Annotated in this window: 16 protein-coding genes and 3 tRNA genes; 15 read left to right on the top strand and 4 right to left on the bottom strand. The window is 70.5% G+C overall.

Annotation, left to right across the window (positions count from 1 at the left end; all coding sequences use genetic code 11):
• Nucleotides 1-17 precede the first annotated feature (17 nt).
• The 3 genes from LEL83_RS13845 to LEL83_RS13835 all read left to right on the top strand — a co-directional run bounded on the left by LEL83_RS13845 (nt 18) and on the right by LEL83_RS13835 (nt 1,431).
• Nucleotides 18-1,157 carry a M23 family metallopeptidase gene (locus tag LEL83_RS13845; protein WP_225559242.1) on the top strand — a complete coding sequence of 380 codons (1,140 nt, stop codon included), beginning with the start codon at nt 18-20 and terminating at the stop codon, nt 1,155-1,157.
• Between the two features lie 93 nt (nt 1,158-1,250).
• Nucleotides 1,251-1,322, top strand: a tRNA-Thr gene (locus LEL83_RS13840).
• 32 nt (nt 1,323-1,354) lie between these two features.
• Nucleotides 1,355-1,431: transfer RNA gene (locus LEL83_RS13835), tRNA-Met, on the top strand.
• 225 nt (nt 1,432-1,656) lie between these two features.
• On the opposite strand, the gene LEL83_RS13830 is transcribed toward LEL83_RS13835, so the two are convergent.
• Complete coding sequence (locus LEL83_RS13830; protein ID WP_225559241.1) at nt 1,657-2,055, bottom strand: hypothetical protein; 399 nt, start codon at nt 2,053-2,055, stop codon at nt 1,657-1,659.
• 125 nt (nt 2,056-2,180) lie between these two features.
• Between LEL83_RS13830 and LEL83_RS13825 the strand changes: the two genes are divergently transcribed.
• From LEL83_RS13825 to LEL83_RS13815, 3 genes are read left to right on the top strand one after another with little or no spacing between them, the layout of a single operon-like run.
• Entirely contained in the window at nt 2,181-2,630 is a 450-nt protein-coding gene (locus LEL83_RS13825) for an FAS1-like dehydratase domain-containing protein (protein ID WP_225559240.1), read from the top strand.
• Complete coding sequence (locus tag LEL83_RS13820; RefSeq protein ID WP_225559239.1) at nt 2,627-3,052, top strand: MaoC/PaaZ C-terminal domain-containing protein; 426 nt, start codon at nt 2,627-2,629, stop codon at nt 3,050-3,052. The genes LEL83_RS13825 and LEL83_RS13820 overlap by 4 nt, the downstream gene beginning before the upstream one ends.
• A 2-nt stretch (nt 3,053-3,054) precedes the next feature.
• Nucleotides 3,055-4,083: a UDP-N-acetylmuramate dehydrogenase gene (locus tag LEL83_RS13815; RefSeq protein WP_225559238.1), complete on the top strand. Its 1,029-nt coding sequence runs from the start codon at nt 3,055-3,057 to the stop codon at nt 4,081-4,083.
• A 102-nt stretch (nt 4,084-4,185) separates the two neighbouring features.
• On the opposite strand, the gene LEL83_RS13810 is transcribed toward LEL83_RS13815, so the two are convergent.
• Nucleotides 4,186-5,367, bottom strand: coding sequence for a pyridoxal phosphate-dependent aminotransferase (locus LEL83_RS13810; RefSeq protein ID WP_225559261.1), 1,182 nt, complete (start codon nt 5,365-5,367; stop codon nt 4,186-4,188).
• Between the two features lie 197 nt (nt 5,368-5,564).
• Here LEL83_RS13810 and LEL83_RS13805 point away from each other — a divergent pair.
• From LEL83_RS13805 to LEL83_RS13780, 6 genes are all read left to right on the top strand, one after another.
• A tRNA-Trp gene (locus LEL83_RS13805) sits at nt 5,565-5,637 on the top strand.
• A gap of 35 nt (nt 5,638-5,672) precedes the next feature.
• Complete coding sequence (secE, locus tag LEL83_RS13800; protein WP_372454465.1) at nt 5,673-5,942, top strand: preprotein translocase subunit SecE; 270 nt, start codon at nt 5,673-5,675, stop codon at nt 5,940-5,942.
• Nucleotides 5,943-6,076: 134 nt separating this feature from the next.
• Nucleotides 6,077-7,117, top strand: coding sequence for a transcription termination/antitermination protein NusG (gene nusG / locus LEL83_RS13795; RefSeq protein WP_198656373.1), 1,041 nt, complete (start codon nt 6,077-6,079; stop codon nt 7,115-7,117).
• A 158-nt stretch (nt 7,118-7,275) separates the two neighbouring features.
• A complete protein-coding gene (gene rplK, locus LEL83_RS13790) occupies nt 7,276-7,707 on the top strand; it encodes a 50S ribosomal protein L11 (protein ID WP_017888638.1) in 432 nt (143 codons plus the stop codon).
• 90 nt (nt 7,708-7,797) lie between these two features.
• A complete protein-coding gene (rplA, locus tag LEL83_RS13785; RefSeq protein WP_071261187.1) occupies nt 7,798-8,487 on the top strand; it encodes a 50S ribosomal protein L1 in 690 nt (229 codons plus the stop codon).
• Nucleotides 8,488-8,589: 102 nt separating this feature from the next.
• Nucleotides 8,590-9,198: a Pr6Pr family membrane protein gene (locus LEL83_RS13780; RefSeq protein ID WP_225559237.1), complete on the top strand. Its 609-nt coding sequence runs from the start codon at nt 8,590-8,592 to the stop codon at nt 9,196-9,198.
• Nucleotides 9,199-9,211: 13 nt separating this feature from the next.
• Here the strand turns inward: LEL83_RS13780 and LEL83_RS13775 are convergent, their stop codons facing one another.
• Entirely contained in the window at nt 9,212-9,898 is a 687-nt protein-coding gene (locus tag LEL83_RS13775; RefSeq protein ID WP_198656371.1) for a YqaJ viral recombinase family protein, read from the bottom strand.
• Nucleotides 9,899-9,964: 66 nt separating this feature from the next.
• Nucleotides 9,965-11,176: an ROK family transcriptional regulator gene (locus tag LEL83_RS13770; RefSeq protein ID WP_225559236.1), complete on the bottom strand. Its 1,212-nt coding sequence runs from the start codon at nt 11,174-11,176 to the stop codon at nt 9,965-9,967.
• A 143-nt stretch (nt 11,177-11,319) separates the two neighbouring features.
• On the opposite strand from LEL83_RS13770, the gene LEL83_RS13765 reads away from it, so the two are divergent.
• The 3 genes from LEL83_RS13765 to LEL83_RS13755 all read left to right on the top strand — a co-directional run bounded on the left by LEL83_RS13765 (nt 11,320) and on the right by LEL83_RS13755 (nt 14,597).
• A complete protein-coding gene (locus tag LEL83_RS13765; protein ID WP_198656369.1) occupies nt 11,320-12,066 on the top strand; it encodes a sugar phosphate isomerase/epimerase family protein in 747 nt (248 codons plus the stop codon).
• Entirely contained in the window at nt 12,063-13,214 is a 1,152-nt protein-coding gene (locus tag LEL83_RS13760) for a Gfo/Idh/MocA family protein (protein ID WP_225559235.1), read from the top strand. Before LEL83_RS13765 ends, LEL83_RS13760 begins: the two co-directional genes overlap by 4 nt.
• A gap of 81 nt (nt 13,215-13,295) precedes the next feature.
• Entirely contained in the window at nt 13,296-14,597 is a 1,302-nt protein-coding gene (locus LEL83_RS13755; protein WP_225559234.1) for an ABC transporter substrate-binding protein, read from the top strand.
• Nucleotides 14,598-14,680 lie beyond the last annotated feature (83 nt).

Here is a 14,680-nt window from a genome sequence, read left to right as displayed (position 1 = left end):
GGATCGCCACCGAACGCATGCAGCAGCCCCTTCTGTCGTCCGCTCCCACCGACGGTTCCGTCGACGCCGCCACCCCGGCCGTCCACCTGACCCGACGAGCGCGGATCGAGGCGGAGCGTGCAGCGGCGAAGGGCGCCGTCCAGACGGAACGAGCGGCTCGCCCGTCGTTCGACGAGGTCGTCGGAGCCGGGACGCCCGTCTCGCCCGTCGACGCCGCGCCGGCCTCGCCCGTGCGGCCCGCGGAACGGATCGTGACCCCGCCGGCCCCCACGTCGCCCGACGTCCAGGTGGCGCCCGGAGCAGGCAGCAGTGCCCGCTCGCCCCGTGTCGCGGCGCAGGCACCCGCGTCGCGTCGCCGTGCCGGTGGTCCCGCGCGGACCGTTCCGAGCCTGCACGTCGACCGCGCGACCCGGCACATCCCGGCGAGCACCGTCCGGACCCCCGCGACGCCGAAGCAGGGCACGTCGTTCGGACGCGCGGCCTCGCGCGTCACGGCCGTCGGCGCGCTGCTGTTCGCCGCCGGGCTGGTCGTCTCCACCTCGCTCCCCGCACAGGCCCTGTGGGTCCCGGAGTCCGGCTCGACCGCGGCACGTGCCACGGCGGCGGGCGGTGCGACCCAGTCGATGAGCGTCGGCGCCGGGGTCGACGGGACCGACCCGCGCGACCAGTACACGGTGTCGGACGCCACCCAGTACGCCCACGTCGACGCCTCGAGCTTCACGAACGACCCGACGGGCACCATCCAGTGGCCGTTCCTGACCGGTGTCCCCATCACCTCGGGCTTCGGAGGGCGCCAGGTCGCCGGGTGCTCGTTCTGCTCCACGAACCACATGGGCGTCGACTTCGCCCCGGGTGAGGGCACCCCGATCCGGGTGATCGCCTCGGGCACCGTCATCAAGGTGCAAGCGGGCGACGGCGGCTTCGGCAACGACGTCTGGGTGCAGCACGAGATCGACGGCAAGGACATCGTCAGCGTGTACGGCCACATGGAGGACAACTCCTTCAAGGTCGTCACCGGCCAGCAGGTCGAGGTCGGCGACGAGCTCGGTCTGGTCGGCAGCACGGGGAACTCCACCGGCCCGCACCTGCACCTCGAGGTGCACGTCGACGGGGTCCCGGTGGACCCGCAGACCTGGCTCGAGACCAACGCGAACTAGCGGTCGACGGCGCGGCACGCCCGGGCGTCTCGTCCGGTTCCGGAGCAGCGTCGGAGGTCTGCTATCCTCGTGTGGTGCCGTTCGCGGCACATCGCCCCGATAGCTCAGTGGTAGAGCACTTCCATGGTAAGGAAGGGGTCGTCAGTTCAATCCTGACTCGGGGCTCCGACCCGGCGCGCGTGTCGCTCCGGATCTCTGGCGGGGTAGCTCAGTTGGTTAGAGCACACGACTCATAATCGTGGGGTCGCGGGTTCAAGTCCCGCCCTCGCTACCACGAGCCCGGCGATCTGATCGCCGGGCTTTCGTCGTTCCCGGGGCGCACGAGTGCCGGGCGACCGAGTGCCGAGTGCCGAGCGCCGGACGCCCGACCTCCGGCCGCCGCGCGCTCGAGTGAGCAGAAGACGCCGGATCACTTCCGCGAACACGACGTGTTCTGCTCACTCGAAGCCGACGGGGCCGACGGGGCCGACGCCGACGAAGCCGACGATCACGCCGCCGCTCAGTGCGTGCGGAGCGGCCCCGTGTCCGTCCGCGCCTGCAGCACCCCGGCCGCCTGCAGCGCGTGCTCGAGCCCGGCCGTGACCTCCCGCCACGCGGTCCGCCGCCGGCTGGCCCCGATGCTGCCGCCGGACACGGCGGTGGGGTGCCCGGCGTGCCGCAGCATGATGGTCGTCGAGGCACCGCTGACGATGGACGACAGCTCGTACCGGCGGAACTCCCGCGACGGGTGCACGAGCGCCCCGAGCAGGATGGTCAGCAGCCGGTTGCCGGTCGTCGCGGTGAGCGTGCCGCCGGTCGACACGACGTGGTGGCCGCTCCGCCGCAGTGCCGCTCCCGCGACCTCCATGGCCGTGCACCGGTCTCCTGTGTGCACGGCGAACTCGGTCGTGGTGTGCATCGGTCCTCCCCTCCCGGAACCGCGTGTCGGAACACGCGCCGGTTCCCCCGAACCGGTCCTCGGCAGCATAACCGATGCGTGCTCGAGGACGACAGACCCCGGACCGGCGTCGGTAGACTGCCGTGGTGTCAGTGAACCCCGAGCTCGTCGGCAGGACGTTCCCGCCGGCCCAGCCCTACCTGGTCGGTCGTGAGAAGGTGCGTGAGTTCTCGCGCGCGGTGTTCGCGACCAACCCCGTCCACCACGACCCCGAGGCCGCGCGTGCCGCCGGGTACGCCGACGTGGTCGCCCCGCCGACCTTCGCCGTCGTCGTGCAGGAGGCCACGCTCGCGCAGCTGCTGGACGAGCCCGACGCCGGGATCGACTTCTCCCGCGTCGTCCACGGCGAGCAGGCCTTCGCCTACGACCGGCCGATCGTCGCCGGTGACGAGCTCACCGCGACCCTGACGGTCACGAGCGTGAAGACCCTCGGCGGCAACGCCATGGTCACCGCCCAGAGCACGATGGACGACGCCACGGGGGAGCACGTCGTCACGGCGACCTCCACCCTCGTGGTCCGAGGAGACGACGCATGACCGCCGCACCCGCCACCGCGCTCGAGGTCGGTACCGTCGTCGCCGAGCGTGAGGTGCACGTCACCCGTGACTCGCTCGTCCGCTACGCCGGCGCCTCGGGTGACTTCAACCCGATCCACTACCGCGACGACGTCGCCGCCTCGGTCGGCCTGCCGGGCGTGCTCGCCCACGGCATGCTCACGATGGGCATCGCGGTGCAGCCGGTCGCCGAGTGGCTCGGCGACACCGGCTGGGTCGCCGGCTACGGCGTCCGCTTCACGCGCCCCGTCGTCGTCGACCCCGAGCAGGGCGCGACCATCGGCATCGTCGCGAAGGTCGGGACCGTCGACGACGACGGCCGGCCGAAGCGCATCGACCTCACCGTGACCGCCGCCGGGCAGACCGTGCTCGGCAAGGCGCAGATCACGGTGGTGTTCCGCTGACCGTGTCCGAGCCGGTGCTCGCCGACCTCACGACGCTCCGCGTCGGCGGTCCCGCCGCCCGGCTGCTCACGGCCACGACCACCGACGAGCTCGTGACGCACGCGCTCGACGCCTTCGCCGACGACGAGTGGCTCGTCCTCGGCGGCGGCAGCAACCTGCTGGTCGCCGACGGCGGCTTCGACGGCACCGTCGTGCTCGTCCGCACCACCGGCGTCGACGCCGACCAGGACGCCGACGGCGTCACCGTCCGCGTCGCGGCCGGTGAGCCCTGGGACGCGTTCGTCGCCACCACCGTCGCGAACGGCTGGACCGGCCTGGAGGCCCTCAGCGGCATCCCGGGCACGGTCGGTGCGTCCCCCGTGCAGAACATCGGCGCCTACGGGGTCGAACTCGCCGACGTGCTCACCCGGGTCGAGTTCCTCGACGCCGCCACGGGGGAGCGCGCGTGGGTCCCGGCAGCCGAGCTGGCGCTCGGTTACCGCACGTCGACGCTCAAGCACGGTCGACGCGGGGTCGTGCTGACGGTCGAGTTCCGCTTCGGCCTCGCTGGCGAGCAGGGCGTGCCCGTGCGGTACGCGCAGCTCGCCGGTTCGCTCGGGGTCGAGCTCGGCGCGCTCGTGCCGCCTGCGACCGTCCGCGCCGAGGTCCTGCGGCTGCGCGGGTCGAAGGGCATGGTGCTCGACGCCGAGGACCCCGACACCTGGAGCGCCGGCTCGTTCTTCACCAACCCGATCGTGTCGCCGGCCTTCGCCGAGACGCTCCCCGCCGACGCACCCCGGTGGCCGGCGGGCGACGACGTCAAGCTCAGTGCCGCCTGGCTCATCGAGCACGCCGGTGTCCACCGCGGGTACCGGGTCCCGGGATCGCTCGCGGCGATCTCGTCGAAGCACACGCTCGCGCTCACGAACCGGGGCGGCGCGACGGCGGCGCAGGTGGCCGAGCTCGCACGGTTCGTGCAGGTGACCGTGCTGAACCGGTTCGGTGTCTCGCTCGTGCCGGAGCCCGTCGTGGTGGGGGACCTGCTCGGCTGATCGTCCGCGTGACGGGACGGACGAGCACGACGCACCACGGGCCTCCAGGACAAGCGAACGGGCCACCTCGACGAGGTGGCCCGTTCCGTGCATCCGCGAGGACTACGCGAAGAACGCCGCCAGGCGTGCGACGCCCTCGGCGATGTCGTCGTCACCCAGTGCGTACGACAGGCGCAGGTAGCCCGACGGGCCGAAGGCCTCACCGGGCACGACCGCGACCTCGGTCTGTTCGAGGATCAGGTCGGCGAGCTCGAGCGTCGTGGTCGGGGTCGAGCCCGCCCACTCGCGTCCGAGCAGTGCGGTGACGTCCGGGTACACGTAGAAGGCGCCCTGCGGCGTGGGCGTGCGGAAGCCCGGGATCGCGTTGAGGCCGTCCACGATGGCCCGGCGGCGACGGTCGAAGGCCTCGCGCATCGCGGCGACGGGCTCCTGCGGACCGGTCAGGGCGGCGATCGCGGCCCGCTGCGAGACGTTCGAGACGTTCGACGACAGGTGCGACTGCAGGTTCGACGCGGCCTTGACGGCGTCGACCGGGCCGATGGACCACCCGACGCGCCAGCCGGTCATGGCGTAGGTCTTCGCGACGCCGTTCACCAGGATCGTGGTGTCGGCGAGGGCGGGGACCGCCTGCAGGATCCCGGTGAAGGCGATGCCGTCGTAGACCAGGTCCTGGTAGATCTCGTCGCTGATCACCCAGATGCCGTGTTCGAGCGCCCACTCGCCGATGGCCCGGGTCTGCTCGGCGGAGTACACGGCGCCCGTCGGGTTCGAGGGCGAGCAGAACAGCAGCGCCTTGGTCTTCGGCGTGCGTGCGGCCTCGAGCTGCTCGACCGTCACCAGGTAGTCCTGGTCGCTGCCCGCGAACACCTCGACGGGCTCGCCACCGGCCAGGCGGATGGCTTCGGGGTAGGTGGTCCAGTACGGGGCGGGGAGCAGGACCTCGTCGCCGGCGTCGACGACGGTCTGGAACGCCTGGTAGACCGCCTGCTTGCCGCCGTTCGTCACGATGACCTGCGAGGGGTCCACGGTGACGCCGGACGCGCGCGCCGTCTTGTCGGCGATGGCCTGCTTCAGCTCGGGGAGCCCGGTCGCGGGCGTGTAGCGGTGGTTCTTCGGGTCCTGCGCCGCGGCGACGGCGGCGTCGACGACGTGCTGCGGCGTCGCGAAGTCGGGCTCGCCGGCGGCGAACGAGATGACCGGGCGGCCGGCGGCCTTGAGTGCCTTCGCCTTGGCATCGACCTTGAGCGTGGCGGACTCGGCGATCGCGGCGATGCGGGACGCGATGCGCGGACGGTCGGTCGGTGCGTCGGCGAGGGCGTCGACGGACTCGTGGGCGGGGGACTCGGGGCCGGGCGCTGCGGTGCTCACGGGGGCCAGCCTACCGGCGCGGCACGCCGGGGAGCCGGTCAAGTGGACACCGTGTGACGGACTCCCGTAGACTCGACCACCGGAACACGGGACGGCGACGAACCGTGTCCCGAAGGGCGGTGGCTCAATTGGTAGAGCAGCGGTCTCCAAAACCGCAGGTTGCAGGTTCGAGTCCTGTCCGCCCTGCACATCTGGAAGGGTAGAAGTTGGCGAGCAAAGACATGGAGACGACGGCGGACGACGTCGTCGCCAAGGCGAAGCAGGACCGGGCCGAGCGCCGCGGTCCCATCGCCGCCATCGTGCTCTTCATCCGCCAGGTCCTCGGCGAACTGCGCAAGGTCGTCACGCCGACCCGCAAGGAGCTCTTCAGCTACACGGGCGTCGTGCTCGTGTTCGTCGTCGTGATGATGATCCTGGTGTCGATCCTCGACTTCGTGTTCGGTCTCGGCGTCGGGTACGTCTTCGGCAACGGGCCCACGCCCACAGCCTGACCCGGGTGTCGGCTGCCGTTCGTGGCCGGCCCGAGGAGTACGGTCGCCCGAGACGGCATCGATCGTGACGGCGTCGATCACGACCACGACCGCACGCCACCCCGACCAGCACCACCGAACGGAAAGAACCGACTGTGTCTGACAACTCCCGCGACGACATCGACCTCGCGACGGCTGCCGAGCAGTCCTCGGAGGTCGAGGAGAACCAGGAAGGCGACGTCGAGACCGGCGAGGGACGCTCCGTCGAGTCCGCTGAAGAGCGCGCCGTCTCGATCGAGGGCGAGGACGACGAGTCGCTCGGCCTCAGCTCCGAGCCCGACGACGGCACCGTCGACGTCGGTCTCGACGAGGCCCTGACCGCGCTGCAGGAGGCCCGCGACCCCGAGGCCGACGCCGTGGTCGACGACGCACTCGAGATCGACTCCGCCGACGAGGCCGAGGCCGCCGTCGAGGCCGTCGAGGACGAGGAAGAAGTCGAGCTCGAGGCGGAGACCGCTGCCGAGGCGAACGAGACGCTCGCCGCCGACGAGGCCCTCGAGGACGACGAGCCGGCCGAGGTCGACCCGTACGAGGCGTTCAAGGCCGAGCTGCGGATGAAGCCGGGCAAGTGGTACGTCATCCACTCCTACGCGGGCTTCGAGCGCCGTGTGAAGTCGAACATCGAGAACCGCATGGTCTCGATGTCGATGGAGGACTACATCTACCAGGTCGAGGTCCCGATGGAGGACGTCGTCGAGATCAAGAACGGTCAGCGCAAGCTCGTCACGCGCGTCCGGATCCCTTCGTACGTGCTCGTCCGCATGGACCTCAACGAGGACTCGTGGTCGGTAGTCCGCCACACCCCGGGTGTGACCGGCTTCGTCGGCAACGCCCACAACCCGACGCCGCTCCGGTTCGACGAGGCGTTCGGCATGCTCAAGTCCCTCGTGCAGGTCGCCGAGGCTGCCCCGACCAAGGGTGGCGCGAAGTCCGGCGGCTCGCTGCAGGCGCAGCCCGCGGCCGAGGTCGACTTCGAGATCGGTGAGACGATCACCATCAAGGAAGGCTCGTTCGCGGGCCTGCCGGGTTCGATCTCCGAGATCAAGCCGGAGAGCGGCAAGCTCACCGTGCTCGTCTCGCTGTTCGAGCGTGAGACCCCGGTCGAGCTCAGCTTCGACCAGGTCACCAAGCTCTAGCGACCACCATCCTGTAGCGATCACCGAGATCGACTACACTGAACGGGTTTGGGCCCGCGCGCCTCGTGCGAGCGGGCCTTCACCGCTGTCCGGAACCGCCGGGCCAGCGGGAGAGTGCACGGGTCCCCGTGCGTTCGATTCCAGGAGGAAGACAAGTCATGGCACCGAAGAAGAAGGTCACGGGCCTGATCAAGCTGCAGATCAACGCGGGAGCCGCCAACCCGGCCCCCCCGATCGGTCCGGCGCTCGGTCAGCACGGCGTCAACATCATGGAGTTCTGCAAGGCGTACAACGCGGCGACCGAGTCGCAGCGTGGCAACGTCGTGCCGGTCGAGATCACCGTCTACGAGGACCGTTCGTTCACGTTCGTCCTGAAGACCCCGCCGGCTGCCGAGCTCATCAAGAAGGCTGCTGGTGTGCAGAAGGGGTCCTCGACCCCGCACACGGTCAAGGTCGCGAAGATCTCGATGGACCAGGTCCGTCAGATCGCCGAGACCAAGCAGGCCGACCTCAACGCCAACGACATCGAGCAGGCCGCGAAGATCATCGCCGGCACCGCACGCTCGATGGGCATCACGGTCGAGGCCTAAGCACCGATCGGGCTCCGGCCCACCACCAGACACCTTTCCGTGGGAGAGCCTCGCCGGCTCGCCAACCACGTATCTCGCAAGGAGACCACCATGGCGAAGAAGTCCAAGGCCTACCAGGCCGCGGCCGCGAAGATCGAGGCCGACAAGTTCTACACCCCGACCGAGGCCGTCGCCCTGGCCAAGGAGACCGGTTCCTCGAAGACCGACTCCACGGTCGAGGTCGCGCTGAAGCTCGGCGTCGACCCCCGCAAGGCCGACCAGATGGTCCGCGGCACGGTCATCCTGCCGCACGGCACGGGCAAGACCGCCCGCGTCATCGTGTTCGCGACGGGTGCGGCTGCTGAGGCCGCCATCGCCGCCGGTGCCGACGAGGTCGGTGGCGACGAGCTCATCGCGAAGGTCGCCGAGGGCTACACCGCCTTCGACTCCGCCGTCTCGACCCCGGAGCTCATGGGCAAGGTCGGTCGTCTCGGCAAGGTGCTCGGCCCGCGTGGCCTCATGCCCAACCCGAAGACCGGCACCGTGACCCCGAACGTGGCGCAGGCCGTCAACGACATCAAGGGCGGCAAGATCGAGTTCCGCGTCGACAAGCACGCCAACGTGCACTTCGTCGTCGGCAAGGCCTCGTTCACGCCGGAGCAGCTCGACGAGAACATCTCGACCGCGCTCGAGGAGATCAACCGCCTCAAGCCGTCGTCCTCGAAGGGCCGGTACGTCATGAAGGGCGCCGTCTCGACGACCTTCGGTCCCGGCATCCCGCTGGACGTCAACAGCATCTGAGTCCGCTGACTCACGAGTCCCCGGACTCACGGAAGGGCCCGCGCCGGCAACGGCACGGGCCCTTCGTGCACCTCCGGCCAGGGTGCAGCTAGCGTTGTGGCCGTGCGCACCCTCGTGAACTCGCTCCGACTGATCGCCGTCGTCGCCGTCGTCGTGGCGGTCGTCGCGCAGTGGCTCGAGAGCGCTCGGTCACCGACGTACTCGCCCTGGGACTTCTTCGGCTACTTCACGATCCAGTCGAACCTGATCGTCGCCGTGGCCCTCGCGGTGACGCTCGTCGCGGCGGCGAACCGGAAGCGGTCGGACCTGCGGGTGAGCCTGCTCCGAGGTGCTGCGACGGTGTACATCGCCACGACCGGCATCGTCTACAACACCCTGCTCACCGGTGCGAACGTCTCGGCGTCGGTGCCGTGGTCGAACGACATCGTGCACAAGGTCGTCCCGGCGTACGTCGTGCTCGACTGGCTGCTGTTCTCCGACCGCGCACGACTGCTGTTCCGGCACGTGTGGTGGTTCCTGCTGTACCCGGCGGTGTGGACCACCGTCGTGCTGGTCCGGGGTGCGACCGACGGGTGGGTGCCCTACCCGTTCCTCGACCCGGCGCAGGGCTACGGCGTCGTGGCGATCTACGTCGTGGGCATCGCCGTGTCGATCGCCCTGCTCGGCGTGCTCGTCGTCGCGATGAGCCGCCTGCGTCTGGTGCGGGTCTAGCGCTGGTCGACGGCTAGGAGCGGAAGCCGCGCAGCTTGTCGAGCACGAGGTCGGCGAGCTGCACGAGCCCGCGGATCTGGTCGTCGTCGCGGTCGACCCACCGGCACTCGGGCTCGTCGGCGACCGGCACGAACCCGTCGTGCCGTTCCCACACGAACAGGGTGCGGTCGGCCCCGAGCACGTACTGCTGCCACCACACCTGGCGCAGGTAGTGCCGGGGGATGCTCCGCCACCCCTTGCCGGTGGTCTTGATCTCGGCGAGGACGACGCGGGAAGAAGCATCCACGCCGACGCCGTCCGGGGTGGCCAGGTGCGCCCGGTTCGACGCGGCGTGGAACAGGTGCGCCGAGGGCTGGATGCCGTGGGTCGCTGCCACCCACGCGGCGATGTGCGGCTCGCGGTCCTTGCCGTGCTCGGTGAACGCGTTGCCGGAGAACCGGGAGCCGTAGCGCTTGTCGGCGACGACCGCCTCGACCGCGTGGAGCGAGGCCAGCCGGGCGACGTCGGTGGCGGTGATGCCCATGGCCCGTGCGCGGAGCCACGCGACGCGGTCCGAGGAGTGCGCGACGATGCGCTCGGTGTGGCCGCGCAGGGCGGTGAACGCGTCGCGACCGGGGACCGCAGCCGGCGTGGCGGAGGCAGGCGCTGCCTCCAGGCCGGGGTCCAGGTCGCCCCACAGGGTGGGCTGCACGATCGTCACCCGACGATTCTCCCCCCGACCACCGGCACAACCGAAACCGACGCGCTCACCGGTGCGCGGCGTCGGTCACGAGACCAGCTGCCGCCCCTCGGCGTAGGCGACGAGTTCGTCGACGCCGGCGGGGGAGAGTGCGTAGCCGATCGCGAGGGCGGCGGCACCCTGCAGCGCCGCGAGCGACCCGGCGCGGGACTGCACGATGACGAGGTGCTCGCTGGCCAGGGGCATCGAGCGGGAGTAGACAACCTCGCGGACGCCGGCGAGCAGGTGTTCGCCGGCCTGCGTGATCGATCCACCGAGGGCGATCACGGACGGGTTGATGAGCGAGATGCAGGTGGCCAGGACCTCGCCGATGTCCCGGCCCGCCTGGCGCACCGCGTAGATGGCGTCGAGGTCGGACCGGTCCACCAGGTCGATGACCTCGGCGCTGGTGTGCACGTCGTGGCCCTTGGCGCGCATCGTGCGGGCGATGGCGGGACCGGAGGCCACCGCCTCGAGGCAGCCGGTGTTGCCGCACGGGCACGGCACGTCCCCGGCGCGCGCGACCCGGACGTGGCCGATGTCGCCCGCGGTGCCCTGGGCGCCGCGCTGCAGCCGGCCCTCGGACACGATGCCCGACCCGATGCCGGTGGCCACCTTGACGAACAGCAGGTGGTCGACGGCCGGCCAGCCGTGCTCCCGTTCGCCGAGGGCCGCGATGTTCACGTCGTTGTCGAGCAGGACGTGGGCGGGGATGTGCTGACGGAGCCAGGTGGGCACGTCGAAGCCGTCCCACCCGGGCATGATCGGCGGGTTGGCGGGACGGCCGGTGGAGAACTCGACCGGCCCGGGGACGCCGATCCCGATCGCGATGACGTCCTGCCGGCTGCGCCCGACCTCGGCGAGCAGCTCGTCGACGGTCTCGACCAGCCACGTCAGCGTCGGGACCGGTCCGGCGGCGATGTCGATCCGGGCCTCGCGGGTGGCGAGGGGTGCGGCGACGAGGTCGGTGACGGCGACGCGGCCGTGCGAGGCGCCGAGGTCGGCGGCGACCACGAGCCGGGAGCGCGGCTTCAGCGCGACCTGCGCGGGAGGACGCCCACCCGTCGAGACCGCGGTGTCGACGGCGCCGACGAGCCCGATCTCGATCAGGGAGTCGAGGCGCACGCCGATGGTGGAGCGTGCGAGTCCCGTCAGGGCGGCGAGCTCGGCCCTGGTGCGCGGCACGCCGTCGCGGAGGATCTGGAAGAGCTCGCTCGTCCCGACCGGAGGCGACGCTGCCGTCCGGTTCAAGTCGACCATGGGGGGAGTGAAGCACACATCGAACACGGCACGCAACGAAGTCCGTCGACATTCCTCGGACTTCTGCTTGACCGCCGACAGAAGGGGTCATAGTGTGACGCTCGGTCAGTGACGACCGCACCATCTCGACGAGGAGAACCCTGGTGACCCAACCGCTCTCGGTCCAGCTCTACACCGTGCGTGACGCGCTCGCGACGGACCTGCCCGGCACGCTGCGCCGCATCGCGGACATCGGCTACACGGACGTCGAGGCCTTCGGCTTCGTCGACGGTCCCGAGGCCCTGCGCGACGCGCTCGACGGCGCCGGACTCGTCGCTCCGAGCGGCCACGCGCGCCTGCTGGACGCCGGAGCGCCGGACCTCGACCGCATCTTCCACGCGAGCGTCACGGTCGGCCTCACCACCCTCATCGACCCGCACATCGACGAGGCCCGTTGGACCACCCGCGAGGACGTCGAGGCGATCGCCCGTGAGCTCAGCGCCCTCGCCCCCCGCGCCGCCGACCACGGCCTGGTGCTCGGCTACCACAACCACGCGTTCGAGTTCTCGAACCGCATCGACGGCGTCAGCGCCTACGAGGTCTTCGCCGACGCCCTGTCCGACGACGTCGTGCTCGAGCTCGACACCTACTGGGTGACGGTCGGCGGCGACGACCCGGTCGCGATCCTCGGCAAGTACGGCGACAAGGTCCGCTTCCTGCACGTCAAGGACGGCGACGGCTCGCACGACGACAAGCAGCAGGTCGCCGTCGGCAACGGCATCATGCCGATCCGGGACATCGTCGCAGCGGCCCCCGACGCCCAGCACGTCGTCGAGCTCGACGACCACGAGGGCGACGTGTTCCAGGCCGTCGCCGACTCGTACACGTTCCTGCAGGGCGTCCGCGCATGACCGACACCACCACCGCCGCGGCGACGGCGACCGACAGCGGCCCCCGCACCGGCCCGGTCGGCGTCGGGGTCATCGGCGCCGGGGTCATCTCCGACCAGTACCTGTCGAACCTGACCGTGTTCCCCGACGTCTCGGTCCGTTTCATCGCCGACATCGACCTGGCCCGTGCGGCATCGCAGGCCGAGAAGTGGGGCGTGCCCGGGTCCGGCACCGTCGAGGAGCTCCTGGCCGCCGACGACGTCGAGATCGTCGTCAACCTGACCATCCCGGCCGCCCACGTCGAGGTCGCCGTGCAGGCCCTGGCCGCCGGCAAGCACGTCTGGGGCGAGAAGCCCTACGCGCTCGACCGCGAGAGCGCCGCGCAGCTGCGTGACGCCGCGGCCGCTGCGGGCAGGACGGTCAGCGTGGCACCGGACACCTTCCTCGGCGCCGGCCTGCAGACCGCCCTGCGCACCATCCGCGAGGGACGCATCGGCACGCCGCTCAACGGCCTGACGCTGTTCCAGAGCCCCGGCCCCGAGTCCTGGCACCCGAGCCCCGAGTTCCTGTTCGCGCACGGCGCCGGCCCGCTCTTCGACATCGGCCCGTACTACATCACCACGCTGGTGCAGGCGTTCGGCCCGGTGCAGAAGGTCACCGCGACGGCGTCGAGGTCGCGCGCCACGCGCACCATCGGCTCCGGTCCCAAGGCCGGCACCGAGTTCCCCGTCGAGGTGCCGACGAACCACTCCGCGCTCATCGAGTTCGAGAACGGCGGGAGCGCGCAGAGCGTCTTCTCGTTCGAGTCCGACCGCGGGCGCACCGGCTTCGTCGAGATCGCGGGGGAGACCGGTACCGTCGTGTTCCCCGACCCGAACGAGTTCGACGGCGACACCGCGCTGTACACGCTCGGCGCCACGGAGCCCGAGACGATCCCCGCGGTCGGCTCCACGTACTCGCGCGGCACCGGCGTGGTCGACCTGGCCCGCTCGCTCCGCGCCGGCGACGAGAACCGGGTCCCCGGTGCGCTCGCCTTCCACGTGCTCGACGTGATGGTCTCCATCGCCGAGTCCGCAGAACGTGGCGAGGCGGTGCTCGTCGAGAGCACCGTGTCGCCCTCCCCGACCCTCCCCGAGGGCTGGGACCCCGCGGAGTCCACCCTGGCCTGACGGCCCGGACGACTCCGCACCACAGCAGCACCCGACCAGCACCATCCCTGCATCACCTCAACGACGAGAAAGTAGAGAGTCATGCGCACTGCCATCCGCGCACTGGCCATCACCGCGGCCGCCGCACTCACCGTGTCCGGCCTCGCAGCCTGCTCCTCCGGATCGTCCGGCGGCGCCGGCGACTCCAAGACGCTCACCTACTGGGCGTCGAACCAGGGCACGTCCCTGGAGAACGACAAGGAGGTGCTGACCCCCGTCCTCGAGAAGTTCACCAAGGAGACCGGGATCAAGGTCGACCTCCAGGTCATCGGTTGGAACGACCTGCAGAACAAGATCCAGACCGCCGTCACCTCGGGCCAGGGCCCGGACGTCGTCAACATCGGCAACACCTGGGCGACCTCGCTCCAGGCCACCGGCGCCTTCCAGGAGTTCGGTGACGCCGAGATGAAGGCGATCGGCGGTGCGGACAAGTTCGGCAAGGTCGCGCTCTCCACCGGTGGTGCACCGGACAAGACGGTCACCAGCGTCCCGCTCTACGGTCTCGCCTACGGCCTGTACTACAACAAGAAGATGCTCGCCGACGCCGGCATCACCCCGCCCACCACGTGGGAGGAGATGGTCTCCGCCGCCGAGAAGCTCACCAAGGGCGACACGTACGGCTTCAGCCTGGCCGGCGGTTCGTACACCGAGAACTCCCACTTCGCGTTCATCAACTCGGCGCAGAACGGTGGCGAGTGGTTCGACGAGGACGGCAAGCCGACCTTCACGTCGAAGGAGAACGTCGACGGCATCAAGCGGTACCTCGACCTCATGCAGGACGCGAAGGTCGCGAACCCGTCGAACGCGCAGTACGACAACGCGACGCAGTCCACCACGGACTTCGCCAAGAAGAAGGCCGCGTTCATCCTCAACCAGAACAACGCGAACGCGACCATCGAGTCGCTCGGCATGAAGTCGTCGGAGTACGGCGTCGTCGCCCTGCCCGCCCCCGAGGGCGGCGAGGAGATCGCCTCGTTCCCGGCCGGCATCAACCTGTCGATCTTCAAGAACACGAAGAACAAGGACGGCGCGCTCGAGTTCGTCAAGTACATGACGAGCATGGACACGCAGACCACGCTCGACAAGCCGTACTCGGCCCTGCCGGTGCTCGCCGAGGCTGCCGAATCCGTCGAGGACGAGCAGACCAAGACGTTCCTCGACATCTACAACAACAAGGCGAAGCCGCTCCCGCTGGTGCCCGCCGAGGACCAGTTCGAGTCCACGGTCGGCAAGGCGATGAACGACATGTTCGCCAAGATCGCGACCGGTTCCACGGTCTCCGAGTCCGACATCGAGTCGGCTCTGCAGACCGCCCAGGACCAGGTGTCCCAGGCCGCCGGTTGATCCGCCTGGAGGCCCGGGTCGCGTCCGTCAGGACGCGCCCGGGCCTCCGCCCCTCGCTCCAGAGCCGACCACGGGTCGGCGGT

The sequence above is a fragment of the Curtobacterium oceanosedimentum genome, from assembly GCF_020297365.1.
Lineage (GTDB): Bacteria > Actinomycetota > Actinomycetes > Actinomycetales > Microbacteriaceae > Curtobacterium.
This window is presented reverse-complemented; position numbering and strand designations above follow the sequence as displayed.

Bases quoted from the DNA above. Each gene is read 5' to 3' on its own strand.
- LEL83_RS13845 (WP_225559242.1), top strand. From the start codon at position 18: ATGCAGCAGCCCCTTCTGTCGTCCGCTCCCACCGACGGTTCCGTCGAC.
- LEL83_RS13830 (WP_225559241.1), bottom strand. From the start codon at position 2,055: ATGCACACCACGACCGAGTTCGCCGTGCACACAGGAGACCGGTGCACG.
- LEL83_RS13820 (WP_225559239.1), top strand. From the start codon at position 2,627: ATGACCGCCGCACCCGCCACCGCGCTCGAGGTCGGTACCGTCGTCGCC.
- secE (WP_372454465.1), top strand. From the start codon at position 5,673: ATGGAGACGACGGCGGACGACGTCGTCGCCAAGGCGAAGCAGGACCGG.
- rplK (WP_017888638.1), top strand. From the start codon at position 7,276: ATGGCACCGAAGAAGAAGGTCACGGGCCTGATCAAGCTGCAGATCAAC.
- rplA (WP_071261187.1), top strand. From the start codon at position 7,798: ATGGCGAAGAAGTCCAAGGCCTACCAGGCCGCGGCCGCGAAGATCGAG.
- LEL83_RS13770 (WP_225559236.1), bottom strand. From the start codon at position 11,176: ATGGTCGACTTGAACCGGACGGCAGCGTCGCCTCCGGTCGGGACGAGC.
- LEL83_RS13760 (WP_225559235.1), top strand. From the start codon at position 12,063: ATGACCGACACCACCACCGCCGCGGCGACGGCGACCGACAGCGGCCCC.
- LEL83_RS13755 (WP_225559234.1), top strand. From the start codon at position 13,296: ATGCGCACTGCCATCCGCGCACTGGCCATCACCGCGGCCGCCGCACTC.